This window comes from Vibrio sp. S234-5 (assembly GCF_000960595.1).
Taxonomy (GTDB): Bacteria; Pseudomonadota; Gammaproteobacteria; order Enterobacterales; family Vibrionaceae; genus Vibrio.
Genome location: NZ_JZAM01000275.1, coordinates 138,894 through 156,325, shown reverse-complemented (window position 1 = coordinate 156,325; position 17,432 = coordinate 138,894). Strand labels below are relative to the sequence as shown.

18 protein-coding genes are annotated in these 17,432 nt (G+C 51.3%); 9 read left to right on the top strand and 9 right to left on the bottom strand.

The features are described from left to right. Positions 1-36 precede the first annotated feature (36 nt). The 3 genes from UF06_RS17405 (at position 37) to UF06_RS17395 (ending at position 2,586) form a co-directional block, all read left to right on the top strand. Positions 37-1,248 carry an MFS transporter gene (locus UF06_RS17405; protein ID WP_045571567.1) on the top strand — a complete coding sequence of 404 codons (1,212 nt, stop codon included), beginning with the start codon at positions 37-39 and terminating at the stop codon, positions 1,246-1,248. A gap of 57 nt (positions 1,249-1,305) precedes the next feature. Beyond that, positions 1,306-1,863, top strand: a complete 558-nt coding sequence (locus UF06_RS17400; protein WP_045571566.1) for a DUF1415 domain-containing protein — start codon at positions 1,306-1,308, stop codon at positions 1,861-1,863. A gap of 147 nt (positions 1,864-2,010) precedes the next feature. Then, entirely contained in the window at positions 2,011-2,586 is a 576-nt protein-coding gene (locus tag UF06_RS17395) for a nucleoside triphosphate pyrophosphohydrolase family protein (protein ID WP_045571565.1), read from the top strand. Between the two features lie 81 nt (positions 2,587-2,667). On the opposite strand, the gene btuD is transcribed toward UF06_RS17395, so the two are convergent. From btuD to cobT, 8 genes are all read right to left on the bottom strand, one after another. Then, positions 2,668-3,432: a vitamin B12 ABC transporter ATP-binding protein BtuD gene (btuD, locus tag UF06_RS17390; RefSeq protein WP_045571564.1), complete on the bottom strand. Its 765-nt coding sequence runs from the start codon at positions 3,430-3,432 to the stop codon at positions 2,668-2,670. Next, complete coding sequence (gene btuC / locus UF06_RS17385; RefSeq protein WP_045571563.1) at positions 3,422-4,417, bottom strand: vitamin B12 ABC transporter permease BtuC; 996 nt, start codon at positions 4,415-4,417, stop codon at positions 3,422-3,424. Before btuC ends, btuD begins: the two co-directional genes overlap by 11 nt. Positions 4,418-4,510: 93 nt before the next feature. Further along, positions 4,511-5,539: a succinylglutamate desuccinylase gene (locus tag UF06_RS17380; protein ID WP_045571562.1), complete on the bottom strand. Its 1,029-nt coding sequence runs from the start codon at positions 5,537-5,539 to the stop codon at positions 4,511-4,513. Positions 5,540-5,771: 232 nt separating this feature from the next. Beyond that, positions 5,772-7,571, bottom strand: a complete 1,800-nt coding sequence (locus UF06_RS17375; RefSeq protein ID WP_045571561.1) for a M3 family oligoendopeptidase — start codon at positions 7,569-7,571, stop codon at positions 5,772-5,774. Positions 7,572-7,581: 10 nt separating this feature from the next. Then, entirely contained in the window at positions 7,582-8,259 is a 678-nt protein-coding gene (gene cobC / locus UF06_RS17370) for an alpha-ribazole phosphatase family protein (protein WP_045571560.1), read from the bottom strand. A 1-nt stretch (position 8,260) separates the two neighbouring features. Next, the gene (gene cobU / locus UF06_RS17365) at positions 8,261-8,800 is read right to left on the bottom strand and encodes a bifunctional adenosylcobinamide kinase/adenosylcobinamide-phosphate guanylyltransferase (RefSeq protein ID WP_045571559.1); all 540 of its coding nucleotides are present in this window, start codon (positions 8,798-8,800) and stop codon (positions 8,261-8,263) included. 8 nt (positions 8,801-8,808) lie between these two features. Continuing rightward, the gene (locus tag UF06_RS17360; protein WP_045571558.1) at positions 8,809-9,582 is read right to left on the bottom strand and encodes an adenosylcobinamide-GDP ribazoletransferase; all 774 of its coding nucleotides are present in this window, start codon (positions 9,580-9,582) and stop codon (positions 8,809-8,811) included. Next, positions 9,583-10,611: a nicotinate-nucleotide--dimethylbenzimidazole phosphoribosyltransferase gene (gene cobT, locus UF06_RS17355; RefSeq protein WP_045571557.1), complete on the bottom strand. Its 1,029-nt coding sequence runs from the start codon at positions 10,609-10,611 to the stop codon at positions 9,583-9,585. Positions 10,612-10,751: 140 nt separating this feature from the next. Between cobT and UF06_RS17350 the strand changes: the two genes are divergently transcribed. From UF06_RS17350 to purT, 6 genes are all read left to right on the top strand, one after another. Further along, positions 10,752-11,450 carry an NAD(P)H-binding protein gene (locus UF06_RS17350; RefSeq protein ID WP_045571556.1) on the top strand — a complete coding sequence of 233 codons (699 nt, stop codon included), beginning with the start codon at positions 10,752-10,754 and terminating at the stop codon, positions 11,448-11,450. Between the two features lie 135 nt (positions 11,451-11,585). Next, entirely contained in the window at positions 11,586-13,007 is a 1,422-nt protein-coding gene (sbcB, locus tag UF06_RS17345) for an exodeoxyribonuclease I (RefSeq protein WP_045571555.1), read from the top strand. Positions 13,008-13,055: 48 nt separating this feature from the next. Continuing rightward, a complete protein-coding gene (locus UF06_RS17340) occupies positions 13,056-13,427 on the top strand; it encodes a CidA/LrgA family protein (protein ID WP_045571554.1) in 372 nt (123 codons plus the stop codon). Between the two features lies 1 nt (position 13,428). Next, positions 13,429-14,106, top strand: coding sequence for an LrgB family protein (locus UF06_RS17335; protein WP_045571553.1), 678 nt, complete (start codon positions 13,429-13,431; stop codon positions 14,104-14,106). 281 nt (positions 14,107-14,387) lie between these two features. Continuing rightward, positions 14,388-15,275 (top strand): cytidine deaminase, encoded by an 888-nt coding sequence (gene cdd, locus UF06_RS17330; RefSeq protein WP_045571552.1) that lies wholly within the window; start codon positions 14,388-14,390, stop codon positions 15,273-15,275. 134 nt (positions 15,276-15,409) lie between these two features. After that, positions 15,410-16,585: a formate-dependent phosphoribosylglycinamide formyltransferase gene (purT, locus tag UF06_RS17325; RefSeq protein ID WP_045571551.1), complete on the top strand. Its 1,176-nt coding sequence runs from the start codon at positions 15,410-15,412 to the stop codon at positions 16,583-16,585. Positions 16,586-16,664: 79 nt separating this feature from the next. On the opposite strand, the gene UF06_RS17320 is transcribed toward purT, so the two are convergent. Next, positions 16,665-17,318: a thiopurine S-methyltransferase gene (locus tag UF06_RS17320; protein WP_045571550.1), complete on the bottom strand. Its 654-nt coding sequence runs from the start codon at positions 17,316-17,318 to the stop codon at positions 16,665-16,667. Positions 17,319-17,432 lie beyond the last annotated feature (114 nt).

Here is a 17,432-nt window from a genome sequence, read left to right as displayed (position 1 = left end):
CTGTGCTCACAAATCGACAGGTGGATGAGATTAGAGATGTACGACCTTGGCAGCAAACAGTATCGACATATTACCTTTGCACTCGCACTGGGCTCTTTTTTGGTGTTCTGCAATCTGTATCTTTTCCAACCCATGCTGCCAAAACTGGCACTCGAATACGCCGTTTCAGAAACGCAGGTCAACTGGATTTTCGCCGCCACCACGCTTGGCCTCTCTTTTAGCCTAGTACCGATGGCCGTATTGTCCGAAAAAATTGGCCGTCGCCGCGTCATGCTCTCTGGCCTGTTTGCCATTCCACTGTGCAGCGCCGCGCTGCTCTTTAGTGACTCCTTTCTGTTTGTCGTTGCCTGCCGCGCCTTACTGGGTGTTGCTCTCGCGGCGTTTGCCGCCGTGGCGGTGGCGTACATGGCAGAAGAACTCAGCCCAAGCGCCTTTGGCCATGCCATTGGCGGCTACATTGCGGCGAATTCGCTGGGTGGCATCAGCGGCCGGATCAGCGGCGGTTTGATGTCGGATTGGTTTGGCACCACCACCGCCATTCAAGTGATGCTGGCGTTTACTTTGCTTGGTGTGTTCGCCGTTGGCTTACTGCTTCCGGCGCAAAAAAACTTCACCGCCAGCAAGCACACCTTGTGGCAACACAACCAGACCATCGTTCAGCATTTGCGTCACACTCGGGTATGGCTGGCAATGCTGATTGGCGGTCTCAACTTCGCTTTGTTCGTCAATCTCTACTCGGTGATGGGTTTCCGCTTGGTTTCCGAACCGCATAATTTGCCCGTCGGTCTTGCCTCGTTGATCTTCCTTTGTTATCTCGGCGGCACGGTGAGTTCAAAATACACGGGAAAATGGAACCAGCGCTTTCACCCGGTAATAGGGATGTTAACTGGCGCGGTCATCAGTTTGAGCGGGATGTTGATTGCCTCAATTGAGCACCTGTTTGCCATGTTGCTTGGTTTGGTGCTGATCTCTTTTGGTGCCTTTTTTACCCACACCTTGGCCTATGGCTGGGTTGGACAAAAAGCGCACAAAGCCAAAGCCACCGCTACCGCGATGTATCTGGTGCACTACTACGTCGGCGGCAGTCTGGGCGGATTTCTCCTGCTCTATTGCTGGCAACACTGGCAATGGCCGGGCGTGACTTACGGCGCGCTGGTACTGTACGCATTGCTGATTGCCGTGATCGTGAAACTGCGCAAACCCAAGTACGCCATGCTAGAGGATAAAGTAGCGCTATCAGAAAAGTAGGTTTTCGCGCTAGGTATCGCTATACTTGGCGCCCATTTTTCCAAAGCAATAACGACAATGACACAGCGCTCAACTCAAGAAATCAAACAGCAAGTGAACCAATGGTTGGATGATGTGGTGATTGGTCTCAATCTCTGCCCTTTCGCAGCCAAACCGCAACGCAATCAACAGATCAAAATTCACGTCAGTGACGCTGACAGCGAAGAAACGCTGCTGCAAGACATTCTCACTCAGTTGCTCGAATTGGATCAAAGCGAACCGAGCGAGTTGGAGACCACGCTGGTGGTGGTGCCAAACATGCTGGAAGATTTCTGGGACTACAACTTTTTCATTGATTGGGTGGAGGCGCTAATCAAACAGCAAGACTGGGAAGGGATTTTTCAAGTGGCGACCTTCCATCCCGATTACTGTTTCGGCGGCGCGCAGCCGGAAGATGACGAAAACCTCACCAATCGCTCTCCTTACCCGATTTTTCATCTGATCCGTGAAGAGAGCATGGAGAAAGTGCTGCGTCACTATCCCAATCCAGAAGCGATTCCGCACACCAACATCGCGCGCGTTTCAGCGTTGACGCCAGAGCAGCGTAAACAACTGTTTCCGTATCTCTTTTCGTAAGCGATGGCTTTCATTAAGCAGATGCTTTAACTAAGCAGATGGTTTTACCAATACGCAGACGAAACCCGCGCTAGCATGAGCCTAGGGTAGAGCTTGCCGGTTCGCTCTGGTATCATTCGCGCTTAGTAAAAACCAATGGAAAAGCACATGTATTTGTCTCAACTGACCCAAGAGATTTTTGACCACCTGTACCGCGACATCAGCGAGTTTCGCAGCACCTTCGATTTGCCAGTCGCTTCGCCTGAAAGCCTCGACGACAAAGCGGACACTCTGCATACCTCTTTGATCATCGAAGAGATGACAGAGCTCGCTGAAGCAGATAGCAAAACAGAGCAGGCTGATGCCATCGTCGATTCAGTGTATGTGTTAATGGGCAGACTGGTGCATCTTGGTCAAGCGAAGGTTGAAGACAATCTCGCCATCAGCTACCTGATTGATCTGCTGCTTAACGTGGCAAAAAACCGTGGCATTGATTTCATTCCCTGCTGGGATGAAGTGCATTCAAGCAACATGAGCAAAGTGTGTCGCAACGAGCAAGAATACGCTGACACCGAAAAGTTCTACGCTGAACAAGGCGTGAAGCTGATGGCGGTGCAAAAAGGCGATTACTTGATTGCCAAGTGTGCCGAAGATTTTGTCAGCGAAGGCAAAACCATTCGCCAAGGTAAAGTGCTGAAATCGGTTTATTACCGCCCAGCCGATCTCAGCGCGCTGACAGCCTAATCACCGCTCAGTTTTCGCTCAACTAACCCGCGCATGGTCGCGGGTTTTTCGTCTCGATGCTCAGGTGAAAAATAGATAGGCTCAGGTAAAAATCAGATAGGGGTTATCGTCCACCATCACTTTCTTCACTGAGGTGCGAAACACCTTTTGCAGATGCTCAACCGTCATCACCTGCTCTGGCGTGCCATAGGCCTCCATCACACCCTGATTGAGCAGCAGGACTTTGTCGGCATGCTGGCAGACTCGGTTTAGATCGTGATTAGCGACCACCACCGTAATGCCCTGCGCTGCGATGACATCGATCAATTGATAGAGCCATTTTTCTTGCGCAACATCCAGCGGCGCGGCTGGCTCATCAAGCAGCAAAAGCTGCGAAAAAGGGTTGAGCTCACGCCAGACTTGCAGACAAACAGCGGCCAAACGCACGCGTTGCCACTCCCCGCCCGACAACGTCTGCACGCGGCGATGCAGTTTATCTTCAAGCTGTAATAACGCAGAAAGCTGCGCAATAGCCTGCTTGACATGGCTATCACTGGGTTTGCACCCGGCGGGTAAAGAGAGCGCCAACATTTGATAGACATCGATATGAAACGCTGGTTTGGCCTGCTGGGATAAATAGGCGCGAAAGCGCGCCTGTTCGGTCAGCGGCAGCGTCAGCAAACTCAAAGTACCCAGCTGCACTTCGCCTTGGCCGCCATCACGCCGACTCAAAACGCCAGATAACGCAGAAAGTAAGGTGCTCTTGCCTGAGCCGTTTGGCCCAACCAGATAGACTTTTTCCCCCGCTTGGCATTGAAACGAGAGCGGGAGAAGCCGATGACCGACGCCGATGTGGTTAACTTGCATCTTGGCTCCTTAGCAGCATCCAGATAAAAACCGGAGCGCCAATGGTGGTGGTCAGCACCCCCAGCGGCAGCTCGGCCGAATCGAGCAAGGTGCGCGCTCCAATGTCCGAGAATACCAGCAAAGCAGCCCCAGCCAACGCGGATAACGGCAGCAAGAAGCGGTTTTCACTACCAAATGCCAAACGCAAAAGGTGCGGCACCACCAGACCAACAAAACTGATGATACCTCCAAGCGCCACGGCGCAGCCGATCAATACCGACACCGCCAGAATCAGTTGCCAACGGATTTTGTGCACATCCAGTCCAAGCTGCGCAGCGTGCGTTTCGCCCAGCATCAGTTTATCGAGCACTTTGCCCTGTAAACAGAGCCAGAGCAGCACAGGCAAAAGCACTAAAGTCACCAGATGATGATGCCAACTGGCACCACCAATACTGCCCATCAACCAGTACATCAGTTGTCTTAGGCTCAAATCATCGCTGAAGTAGAATGCCCACGTAACGGCTGCGCCAGAGAGAATGCCAAGCGCCACCCCAACCAACAACATTCTCGAGGTAGAAAGAAGCATCGCCCTCGCCATGCCGACCAGCAACAAGGTAAAAACCAGCGCGCCTAAAATAGCTGAAATCATGAATACGCTTGGCGTTGGCATAGCGGGGAGAAAAAACATCGCGATCACCATCGCCAAACTGGCCCCGCCCGAGATGCCCAGTACGCCGGGCTCAGCCAACACATTGCCCAGCAACACTTGCAAGGTCGCGCCGCTAACCGCTAGCGCGGCACCAATTGCCAGCGCCGCTATGAGTCTTGGCAGGCGTAAATCCACCAGCAGTTTTACCTCGAAACTTGAAAGTGTAGAGAATGGCGAGAGGAAAACTTCACCCACCATCAGATAGATGGCCGAAAGGAGGAGCAGAAGCAAGGCAACCAAGATAAGCGTTTTTTGCCAGCGCTGCTGTTTGTGGTCAATAAGCTGGTGAAATTCCATGATAATCAGGCCAAATGCGGCGCAAAATAATAAAGGCCTAACTGTAACGTTAAGCCTTTCAAAAATAAACCTTCTGCGTGTCTGGCGAGCAGATTAATCGTAAACCAGCTGCCCATCTTCAAAGCGCGTTTTCACTTCACACACCATCAGCGCTGCACGTTGTCCAATCGCCACTTTGCGGTTAGGGAAGACAATGGCTTCATTGTCATTTTTCGCCATCAGTGGTTTGTCCCCATCATGACCAAACACTTCGCCATGCATAAACGAGGTGAAGTTTTCCACATCGTCATCAAATCTAAAGGCAAAATCTTCATGCAAACGCACAATCGTGCGGCTGACGCGGTAAGTCACTGCCGGCTTTGGCAAATGTTCAGGCGTCATGTCAGCAACCAGATCGCGCAGAGTAATGTCGAGTGCGGTAAAGCGACTGAGATCGTTGTCACCGATGCGCGCCACGCGCCCCAGTTCCATAGTCAACGCTTGCGCTGAGTAGTTCTCCGCACTGAACCAGCTAAAGGTACTGGATGGCGAATTGGACAGCAGCAGCGCTTCCACATGGCTGTGGTTGACAAAATCCACCAGCGCTCTGGAGCGCGTCGGATGGCGAGTTTTCGGGCTGATGGCAAACGAATAGTGTTTCGAACCGCGGATCGCACAGTGCAAATCAAGATGCCAACGCGTCTCTTCGTCCGTATCCGCAAAAAAGTCTTTCACCAAGATTTTCAGCGTATCGGCAATCACCAGCTCTTTGCTCATCGGGTAATCTTTGTCGTCAAACAAGCGATTGAGGTTCTCTTCAATAAATCGCGTATGGGCATTGGTGGCTTCTGGGTGAGCAATGATAAACAAGCAACGTGCTTTGACTGATTGAAATCCCGTTTCAATGTCACGAACGATCTTGTCGACCAACTCCATCGGCGCCGTTTCATCACCGTGGATCCCAGTCGAAATAATCATATTTTTGCTGCTGGCGGTGTAACTGGCCGGAATGACTTCTAACACACCGCGCTGATGCAGCTTAAGTTGCACCCCACTTGGCAGCGTCGTTGTTTGCGCATCAACGGCCTGCTGCATATCTAGGGTGTCTAACAAAAACGATTGGCGAAACAGAGAATTCGTCATGCGTTACTCCTTAATTGCACGGCGGTATGTTAATAAAATGTTTTGATGATTTATGTTGCTAGGATCCCACTTATGAAGACGAATCAATAAAATGAGTGCAAAACAGGCAAATCATACTTTCTTTTTATATGCAACTACAAAAAGCTTACTTCTTATTGAACAATAACAATACGTTAGGGAGCGAACTCTATCACATCCCTAACCATTTTCGTTATAGCTGGATCAAGTTATCTTACTGCGACACTTTTGCCAGCAAACGCTCGAACTCATCCACTTTGGCGCTGATCAGATCAATACTCTTTTGCCAGAACTCGTCTTGAGTTAAATCCATCGCCAAATGCTGAAACACCACGGCTTCCGCCATCATTGAGCCTGTATCACGCAGCAGCGAGACATAGTCTTGATAGAACTGCTCGCCTTTTTCACTGCGCTGGGCGTAAATGCCTTTGGAGAACAAGTAACCAAACAGATACGGGTAATTGTAAAAACTGATATCAGAAATCGAGAAATGCAACTTACTGGCCCAGAAATAGGGATCGGGCTCTGACATCGCTTCGCCATACCATTCTTGCCAAGTGCTGCTCATCAACGCACACAGCTCATCGGCCGATAGTTCGCCGTCAGTGCGCTGCTGATAAAAGGCTTTTTCAAACTCATAGCGCACCGGAATGTTGATCATCAGCGCCAACGCAGACGAGAGTTCTTCCCACAGCATTTCCAACTTCTCTTCGTCGCTTTGCGCCTTGGCAATCAAGTAGTCCTGCACAATGTTTTCAGCAAAAATCGACGCGGTCTCGGCCAAGGTCATTGGGTAACGGGTCTGACACAAGGGCATATCTCGCATCACCCAATTATGGAACGCGTGGCCGAGTTCATGCGCCAACGTCATCAGATCGGAACGGCTGCCCGCCCACGTCATAAACACCAAAGGCGTTCGGGTCGCCGCAAGTTTTGTGCAATAAGCGCCCAAGCGTTTGTTGTCGCCGGGAGCGGCATCAATCCAGCCATTTTCGACCATCATGTCGACAAACGTTGCCATCTCAGGATCGACTTGAGCGAACGCCGCGCGGATCACCTCAATCGCTTCTTCAAAACTATAGACCTTGGCTTCTCCCGAAAAAGCAGGCATGGCGGCGAGATGATTCCACGGCTTCATCTCGTTTAAACCATGCACTTTCGCCATTAATACGCCTGCTTTTTGACCCACGTGGCGATTTTGTCTGGTCACCGAGATCATGGTCTCCAACGTCTGCGGCTGAATACGACTGCTGTACAAACTGGGTTCAAGGAAGTGAATATCGCGCTGGTGAGAGCGTTTTTGATACTCGGTTAAACGCCAACCGGAAAGCGCATTTAAGATCGCGGCAAAGGTTTCGCGATGCGTCGCCATTGCTTGTTGAATACCGCGCCACGCGCTCTCCTGACGCGCGAAGTCCGAGCCATATAAAATCGCCGCGGCTTGAGAAAAGCCGAGGGTCTGCTCTTGGCCGTCTGCCAGTTTAAGATTGACTTTCAGCGTCCCTGTCAGGTTGTCGTATAAGCGTCCCCAACCGTCACGGCCATCCACTGCCATTGCTGAGAGCAGTTGCTCTTGTGCCACACTCAAGCTTTGATCCGCCAACTTACGCAACTGCGCAATCGCGAACGCCTGTGAAGCGACATCTGGATTATCACTTTCTAAAACATCAACGATGAAATCGTCATCGGCGTGCATTAAGGCCAACTCGTACGGGCTAAACGCTTGATCCATTTCTGAACTGAGTTTGGCCATTCGGCCAACGAGTGCTTTCGCTTCGGCATGGGTCACATCGACTGACGTGTGACAGTTGGCAAAGGTATAAATGGTTGAAAGTAAACGGCCTGCCGCTTCTTTAGTGACGATGGCGTTTTGCATTACGCTGACCACTTCTTTTTGCGAAGCTTGGGTTTTGAGCAATTTAATGCATTGCTCGATCAGCTCTATATCTTGTTCGATGCGTTCATCGCTTAGATCGGCGTAAGCGATGGTGAGATCCCAACTTGGCGCTGTCATGCTGTTTTCCTTAATCAAATCTGTCTTTATTACGAATTTGCTTTGTCTGTTCGTCCCTGAGCCGCAGCGGCAGCGCAATGCTTTTCACCGTAGGGTAAGAGGCCCCGTCGCTATCGGTGAACAAGCTGATGTGCGTCAGGCTTGCGTTTTCAATGGTTAAACGTTGATACCAATGAGGATTTCGCCAGTCTACACCCAAAAGGTGGGCGAGAATAAGGCGAATGACGCCGCCGTGAGTGATGATTAACACTTTATCAGCTTGTGAGGTGACAATCTGCGACCAAGCATGAATCACTCTGTGTTGAAAATCAGCCAGACGCTCTCCCCCGGGCAGTTCGGTGTGGGCAGGGTCGCGCGAAAAGGCGTTGAGTAAAGGCCACGGGTAATCTTGCTGCGCAAATGGCCGCCCGTCGAGTTCGCCAAAGGCCATTTCTCGCCAGCCACCGTCAACCACCAGCAGTGTGCCGAGCAAACTACCGACCTGCTCAGCCAACACTCGGCAACGGCTCAGCGGAGACGTGACAATCCGAGTGAGCGGAATGATTTGCTCTTGCGTTAGCTGCTCGCACAAGGCTCTCGCTATCGCGTGTTGCATCTTGGGGTCTACTTTTGCATCGCTGGCTCCGTAAAGGCCCGGCGGCGCAGTGGTTTTTCCGTGGCGAAGCAGATAAATCTCTTTACTAGACATGTCATTCAGCCTTCTTCAAGTCCAGTGGCAATCCGGCAGCGACCAGTGTTACTTGCTGGCAGATTTGCGCTAGCCGCTGGTTCATTCGCCCGGCATTATCGACAAACAGGCGGCTCACTTTACCCATCGGCACCACGCCCAACCCCACTTCATTGGACACCAGTACCACGCTTGCCGGACAAGCGATTAACGCTTGGCAAAGCTGCGCCACTTTCTCTTCGAGCTGCGCGTTATCCGCCTGCTCTGCCAGTTCAAACAGCCAGTTATTGAGCCACACCGTCAAGCAATCAATCAGCACCACATCTTGCGCTTCGAACCTTGCCAGATACTCTGCTAGCAACAGCGGCGCTTCGTGCTCTTGCCAACCTTTGCCACGCTGCGCTTTGTGATGCGCAATCCGTTCGCTCATTTCATTATCAAACGGCACCGCCGTGGCCAGATAGTGAAGCGTGCCAGCGCTTTGCTCACACCAATTGCGCACCAGCGCTTCCGCGTAAGACGATTTCCCTGAGCGAGCTCCGCCGAGTATTAATGCTTTCATTTACCGCCTTAACCGTTATGGATCATCACAATCAGCACTAGATAGATCCCAAGTTCCATCAATTGCTGCGCAGCGCCAAGGCAATCCCCCGTAAATCCGCCAAGCCGCGCCATCAACCAACGCTTAAAGCCGATACGAAATAGCGCAGCAACGAGCAGCAGCAACAAACCTTTCGCCATGCCCAGGGTCAGGGCCGCTATTACACCACAAAAGAGCAATACCGCCAGATCGAACGAGGATTGTGCGCTGGCAAGCGGTTTGCTCTTACTCTGGTCTGCATCACTGACGTAAGGCATATCATAAATCAGCGACGCCGCCACCGCTCGGCTTAAGGTATAAGCAACGATGAGAATCAGGACAAAATCCGCTTGGCGAGCCAATGTGGTGAGAAAGACAAATTTACCTAGCAGTGCCATGGTCAAGGTTGCACTGCCGTAAGTGCCGATACGACTGTCTTTCATGATGGTGAGGCGCTTTTCTACTGTCATACCGCCGCCAATGCCATCCGCCATGTCGGTGAGTCCGTCTTCATGAAACGCGCCGGTCAGCAACAAGCTGCAAGCGATCATCAACAAGATAGCCACCTGAAACGGCACAAGTTGTGCGGCCAAGGTGTAAAACAGCGCGCACAAACTACCAAGCAACGCACCAACCAAGGCAAAATAACGCCCAGATTGATTCATTCGCTCGGGGGAATACGGCGTGTTGGCTGGCACTGGCAAGCGGCTGAAAAAACTCAGCGCCAGACAAAACAGTTCGAACTGGTAACGAAGAAACGCCATTTACACCGTGACTCCTGCACTCTCAAAACTGGCCATCTGGTTGTAAAACTGTGCCGCCGCTTTGATCAATGGGTACGCCAGCGCGGCGCCAGTGCCTTCTCCCAAGCGCAAACCGAGGTCGATCAGCGGCTGTGCGTCTAACAGCTGCAACACGATTTGGTGCCCCTGCTCTTCTGAGCGATGGGCAAACAGCAAGTAATCTCGTACGTTTGGCTCCAGCAGCGTGGCAATATAAGCGGCCACCGAAACAATAAAACCATCGACCAATACTGGCGTTTTATGCTGCTCAGCGGCCAAAAATGCCCCCACCATAGTGACAATCTCAAACCCGCCCACTTGCGCCAGCACTTCTTTTATGGGCAACTCATAGCAGCGACCGACGCCCTGTGCCACCAGTTTGATCTTCAATGACAACTGCTCTGCGGAAATGCCGGTCCCTTTACCGACACAGTGATCCACTTCGTGTCCAGACAGCGCGCTCAGCAGCGCTGCTGCCGAACTGGTATTGGCGATGCCCATCTCGCCAAACATCAACAAATCCGCCCCGAGCATGCAGCGCTGCTTAACAATCTCTGCGCCATTGCTTAAACCTTGTTCGACTTGCTCAAGGCTCATCGCCGCTTGCTGAGCAAAATTGTGCGTTCGCTCGCCCAAGCGACGCAACAGTAAATTGGGTGCTGTCTGCGTCACCGGATACAAAATGCCACAGTCGATGACCGTAAGTTCAATATCGTTGCCGCGACAAAAACAGTTGATCGCCGCACCACCAGCCAGAAAGTTCAGCACCATCTGCTGCGTCACTGCGCTGGGCGCGATGCTAACCCCTTCATCCGCGATGCCGTGGTCACCAGCAAACAGCAACATTTGCGGTTTGCGCAGTTCAATCTGCACCGCCACTTGGCTTTGGCCTTGACTTTGGATGAGCGCCAGTTGCAACGCCACTGTCTCCAATTGGCCGAGAGCGCCAAGCGGCTTGGTTTTGTTGTCGATAATGTGTTGAATTTGCGCGGCGAATTGTTGATCTAACATGACGTCCTCTGTCTTAAACTGACGGGAAAAAAGAAGTGACCTAGTGTAACCTCTAGCGACAGCGGATCGCCAGCGCTAAGCTAATGATAGTAAAGACGACTTGCTGAACACTATGAGCAGCGAATCAATTAGGAGTAACGATGAGTATCAATCAGGACAATCACTGCGTAATCATTGCTGGCGCGACTGGGTTGGTTGGCTCAAGGCTACTTCAGCACATTTTGCAGCATGACGCGATTGGCACCGTCTACGCCTTAAGCCGCCAGCCGCGAAAAGTCGCGCATACTGGCAATGACAAGGTACATTTACTGCTCGACCCTGAGCTCAAAATTACCGCTTGGGATGAGAGTTTACCAAGGCCCACCATCGGTTTTATCTGCTTGGGCAGTACGCGAAAGCAAGCTGGCGGCCGGGCAAAACTGCGCCAGGTGGACTTTGAACTTGTCTGCCATGTAGCACAAAGCATGAAGGTGCTTGGCGTGTCCAAGTTGGCCGTCGTCTCCAGCTTGGGCGCAGATGCACATTCTCCGTTCCACTATCTAAAGTGCAAAGGACAGATGGAAAATGCGTTGATGCAGATGGCGTTTGAACAACTGGTGATCGTCCGGCCCGGCCCTTTGCTGGGAGCGCGCGAGCAGCAGCGCCAAGACGAAAAATGGCTGCAATGCCTGATGCGACCAATCACACCTTTGCTACGCGGCCGGCTACACAACTGGACACCCGTCAGCGCAGACACGGTCGCCGAAGCAATGCTTTATCGCACCTTCAGCCACCCCCATCGCAAAATAGAGATTTTGCATAAACTTGAGATGGAACAGTTGTTGTCACCGTTTCGCTAGGTTTTACGCTGCGAGTCGGGTGTATAACCGTTTGATGGTCTTTGCCCTTTCTGAGCTTGATGCCCAGCGAAGTCGTTGCCAGCGCTGGCGTGCAATGGTCTAATACACCTTTTGCAGCTCTCAATGGTACGCCGGATGCACCAGGATAATCAGCCTACATTCTTCTTTTTTGATTATGAAACTTGGGGAATAAGCCCCGCTAAAGACCGCCCTTCCCAGTTTGCGGGGGTACGCACCGACGAAAATTTCAATGTGATTGGCGAGCCGCTGGTTATCTACTGCCGATTGCCAAGCGACTATCTTCCTGCGCCAGAAGCGGCCTTGATTACCGGCATTACTCCGCAAAAAGCGATGCAAGAGGGGCTGTCTGAGCCCGAATTTATTAGCAAAATCCATGCAGAGCTGTCAAAACCCAACACCACCAGCCTTGGCTACAACAGCATTCGTTTTGACGACGAAGTCACTCGCTATACCTGTTATCGCAATTTCATCGATCCTTACGCGTGGAGCTGGCAAAACGGCAACTCGCGCTGGGATTTGCTGGATGTGATGCGCGCTTGCCACGCCCTTCGCCCAGAGGGCATTACTTGGCCGGAAAATGATGAGGGCTTTACCAGCTTCAAACTGGAGCATCTGTCCGTCGCCAATGGCATCGAACACAGCAACGCGCACGACGCGATGGCCGATGTCATTGCCACCATCGAAATGGCCAAAAAGCTCAAAGCGGCCCAGCCGAAACTGTTTGATTACTTTTTCAACATGCGCCACAAACGCAAGCTGAATGCGCTGATTGATATCGTCAATATGACCCCCTTGATGCACGTATCCGGCATGCTTGGCCGTGAATGCCAGTACACCAGTTGGGTGGTACCTTTGGCTTGGCATCCGACCAATAACAACGCAGTGATCGTGATCGATTTGGCGAAAGATCCACAGCCACTGTTTGAGCTAAGCGCCGAGCAGTTACACGAGCGGCTCTATACCAAGCGAGAAGATCTTGACGAGCTGCTGCCAGTGCCAGTGAAATTGGTACATCTCAATAAATGCCCCATTTTGGCCCCTGCAAAAACGCTGACGGCAGAAAATGCGGCGAGCATTGGCATCGACCGCGAGCAGTGTTTGGCCAACTTAGCACAGATCCGTCAACACCCAGAAGTGCGTGAAAAGTTGGTGCAACTTTTTTCCATTGAACGCGAGTTTGCCGATAGTGACGATGTCGACAGTAAATTGTACGACGGTTTCTTCTCACCAGCCGATCGCGCCGCGATGGAGATAATTCGTCAAACCGAGCCAAACAACCTCGCTGCGCTCGACATCACCTTTAACGACAAGCGTATTGATCCGCTGCTGTTTCGTTATCGTGCGCGTAACTATCCGTGGACATTGGATGAGAGCGAACAACGTCGCTGGGCCAACCATTGCCGAGAGTACTTCGAAAGTCGTATTGAAGAGTACATGCTCAATTTGGAAAACTTGGTGCATGAGCACGAAAGCGATGAAAAGAAAATAGCGATATTGAAATCGGTTTACCGCTATACTGAGAGCTTGATCTCATAATTATCGAGCGCCATACGGCGTTGACTTAGCAGTGTGTTTCTACTCAAGATGAAATTCTCTTTGAAAACCCTACTTGGCCTGATGTTGTCATTTGGCCTTATTTTTCTTTCGCTCAGCATCGGCATGGCGATTTCCCACTGGCTAGAAACCTCCATTCCTGCCAGCGTGATTGGCATGCTGGTGCTGTTTCTCGCCATGGCGAGTGGGCTGGTTAAAGTCGAGTGGGTCAAGCCGGGCGCAAGTCTGTTGATCCGCTACATGATTTTACTTTTCGTGCCAATCAGCGTGGGTTTAATGGAGCATTTCGATCTGTTACTCGCCAACGCGCTGCCCATTTTAGCCAGTGCGATTGGTGGCACCTTGATCGTCTTGGTCAGCCTCTCTTGGCTACTTGATCGCATTTTGCGTAAGGAGAGCTAATATGTGGTTACTGGTTACTCTCCTGGTGTTTTTCTTTGCCCGCTGGCTGGCGATAAAAATCAACAAGCCGTTGGCGAACCCTTTGCTGATCAGCATCGGCATTTTGATCCCGCTGCTCACTTATCTGAAAATCCCGTTTGAACGCTATTACGCCGACAACCAGTGGATCAGTGACATGCTGCAACCCGCTGTGGTGGCGCTGGCTTATCCGCTTTACGAGCAGTTGCCGCAAATCAAAGCCAATTGGCGCATCATCACTTTCGCTTGCCTGATCGGCAGTGTGATGTCGATGATGACCGCGACCGCTATTGCTGTGCTGTTTCACGCCGACATCACGCTTATCGCCAGTTTACTGGGGAAATCAGTCACCACACCGATAGCGATGGAAATTTCCAGTCAGTTGGGCGGCGAAGCGGCGGTTGCTGCCATCCTCGTGCTGCTGGTTGGCTTATTTGGCGCGATTCTCGCCTATCCTATTTACAACTTTATTGGCATAAAACACCCGATCGCACGTGGTTTAACCATGGGCACGGTATCGCATGCACTCGGCACCGCCACTTGTGCGGAGAAGCAGCCTGGCGATGCCGCATTTTCTTCACTTGCTCTGGTCCTGTGCGGCGTGATCACCTCTATTCTCGCACCCAGCTTCTTCGCTTTCGCCCTTTGGGCATATCACTAATGGTCAGGCCCAATCTCGGGCCTGTACGCGTTGATCTTAAACCGTCAATCACTCGCTAAAATGGCAATATTGGTGTTAACTGTAGACTTTGAAAGATAAAAATCGCCTTGGAAAAAACTGCGACCTCGTTAACAGTTATTTTCGATGCAATCGAATACATGTGTGAGCTCACTCTAATTATGCAACGTGCAAATTCGTTGCATTTTTAAATGTGAGATAAATCACTGTAGGTTTTTGTCGTTCGCATAGAATATCCTTCCATGCAATAACAAGGATTCATCATGAAGAGTCGTATTGAACAAGCGCTAGCAAGCGCACCGGCATCAATTTCTCAATACCTTGCACCTATCGTTTCAGACGACCATTTTGACGCGACCCTTTCCAAACAGCAGTTCGATGAACTATTGGAAAAAACAGGACTGGCAGACAACGAACTGCGTGTCGCGCTGTTGCCTTTCGCGGCGGCTTATTCTTACGCCCCCATCTCAGAGTTCTATGTTGGCGCGATTGTTCGCGGTCTATCCGGAAAGCTCTATTTTGGCGCGAACATGGAATTTAATGGCGTACAACTGGGCCAAACCGTCCACGCCGAACAAGCGGCGATCAGCCATGCGTGGATGAAAGGCGAAGAAGGCATTGCTGACATCACCATTAACTTCAGCCCTTGCGGACACTGCCGCCAGTTTATGAATGAGCTCTCTACAGCGAAAGTGCTGAAAATTCAGCTACCTCAGCGCGACGAGAAAGTACTGCACGATTATCTGCCCGATTCTTTTGGCCCAGCTGACCTTGGCATTGAGTCCGGCCTGATGACGAAAGTCGATCACGGTTTTTCCACTGACGAGAGTGACGAGCTGCTCAAAGCTGCCATCTCGGCGATGAATCGAAGCCACGCGCCCTACACACACAACTTGAGCGGTGTCGCTCTGCAAGTGCGTAGCGGCAAAACCTATCTGGGTGCTTATGCGGAAAACGCCGCTTTCAATCCTAGCCTCCCACCGCTGCAAGTGGCCTTGATGCAACTGCTGCTCGACGGTGAACGCTTTGAAAACATCCAATCTGCTGCTTTGGTCGAGAGCCATAAAGGCAAAATCAGCCACCTTGCGTGCACCCAATCTACCCTTGAAGTGATCAACCCTGATATTCCGGTCACTTACCTCAATATCTAACGCATTTCCGTTTGCCCTGTTTTACGCAGGGCTTTCTTTTTTCCCCACTGGCAAACGTTTGCTTTGCTTGTGAATTTGGGTATCATCCCTCGCTGATTATCTTATTGCTCTCACTCTCTAAGGAAAAACAAACTATGTTCGGTACAGCTACCCGCGAAGGAGCAACTCGTGTACTACTGCTGGGTTCAGGCGAGCTCGGTAAAGAAGTGGCGATTGAGTGTCAACGCTTGGGTCTGGAAGTGATCGCCTGCGACCGCTATGCAGACGCTCCCGCCATGCAAGTGGCCCATCGCAGCTATGTGCTTAATATGCTCGATGGCGACGAACTGGAAAAAATCATTAAAGCGGAAAAGCCCGCCTTCGTCGTACCAGAAATTGAAGCTATTGCCACCGATAAACTGGTAGAGCTAGAAGAACAAGGCTTAAACGTGGTTCCTTCTGCCAAAGCCGCCAAACTCACCATGAACCGCGAAGGCATTCGCCGTTTAGCGGCTGAAGAATTAGGGCTAGTCACCTCGCCTTATCGTTTTGCTGATAACTACGAAGAGTTTGTCGCTGCGGTTGAAGCGGTCAATATCCCGTGCGTGGTTAAGCCCGTGATGAGCTCTTCTGGCAAAGGACAGAGCGTGATCACATCTGCCCAAGATATCGAGAAAGCTTGGCAATACGCACAAGAGGGCGGCCGCACTGGCGCAGGTCGTGTGATTGTCGAAGGGTTTATCGATTTTGATTATGAAATCACTTTATTGACCGTAAGAGCGGCTGATGGCGTGCACTTCTGCGCGCCAATTGGGCATCGCCAAGAAGATGGCGACTACCGCGAATCTTGGCAGCCACAAGCCATGTCAGAAAACGCGCTTAAAGCCGCAGAGTACACTGCTGAAGAAGTCGTCAACGCCTTGGGTGGCTACGGCATTTTTGGCGTTGAGCTGTTTGTTAAAGGCGATAAAGTGATCTTCAACGAAGTGTCACCTCGCCCTCACGATACTGGCATGGTAACTATGATTTCTCAGGAAATGTCGGAATTTGCATTGCACGTACGCGCCTTTACTGGAATGCCGATTGGCAAAATCGTCCAGTACGGTCCTTCCGCTTCAGCGGTGGTACTTGGCAACGGCAAATCAGCCAACATCCGTTTCGATGGGATTGCCGATGCACTCGAAGCGCCGCAAACACAACTGCGTTTGTTTGCCAAGCCGGATATCGACGGGCGTCGTCGCCTTGGGGTTGTCCTCACTCGTCGCCAAGGTTTAGAAAAAGCGATTCAAGGCGCGATAGACAGCGCGAAAAAAGTAAAAGTGATTTACTAAACTGGGACCGTTTCAAGCGATACCATTCTCATGACTGAAAAGGGTTGGCATTTCGCCAACCCTTTTACTTTCAATTCAATTAGGCAATAGATTCAATCAAGTAAACATGCTCAGCAAACCGACTTAACCCTTTTGGCGCAATTTTAGGATGACGTTCATCGGCAATGTCTTCAAACAGATGTGTCACCTTCATACCCGCGAAAAGGCGCTCTACTTCGCTTTGCGCGACGCTAAAAGGCGGTCCTGACATCTCTTCTTGCGGATAATCCAAGGTGATCAACAAAATCCGCCCACCCGGGTTTAATAGCGAACGCACTCGCTGCACGTATTCAAGCCGCATCTCTTGGGGCAGCGCAATCAAGGCTGCGCGATCATAGACAATGTCTGCTTTGGAAAGCGGCGCCGTGAAGAAATCACCAGCATAAATGGCAAGTTCATCAAACTGATACAGCTCATGTTGGCCTGACAGTGTGGTCACCGTCGGGGTGTAAAAGTGCTCTGCAAAAAACGCCCGAACCGCAATTTGGCTGAGCTCTGCCCCTTCGACGTGGTCATGTTTTGTCGCCAACCAAGCTAAGTCTTCCGATTTACCACACAGTGGCACAAGTACCTGTTCACTGCGCTTAGGCTTTGTTTCCTGCCAGAAGCGCACCAGCAGAGGATTAACGTCTTCGAGGTGGAAACCGATATGATTGGCGGCCCATTTGCTGTGCCAAAATTCTGGATCTCTCATGGCTATCTTTCTTTCAAAGTGACTTTCGCCCTAGCCTAACCAAAAAGAAGCGCTGAAAACAGAAAAATGTTAAGCCCATTCACCTTGTGTTAATCGAACGACGTTAAATTAGCA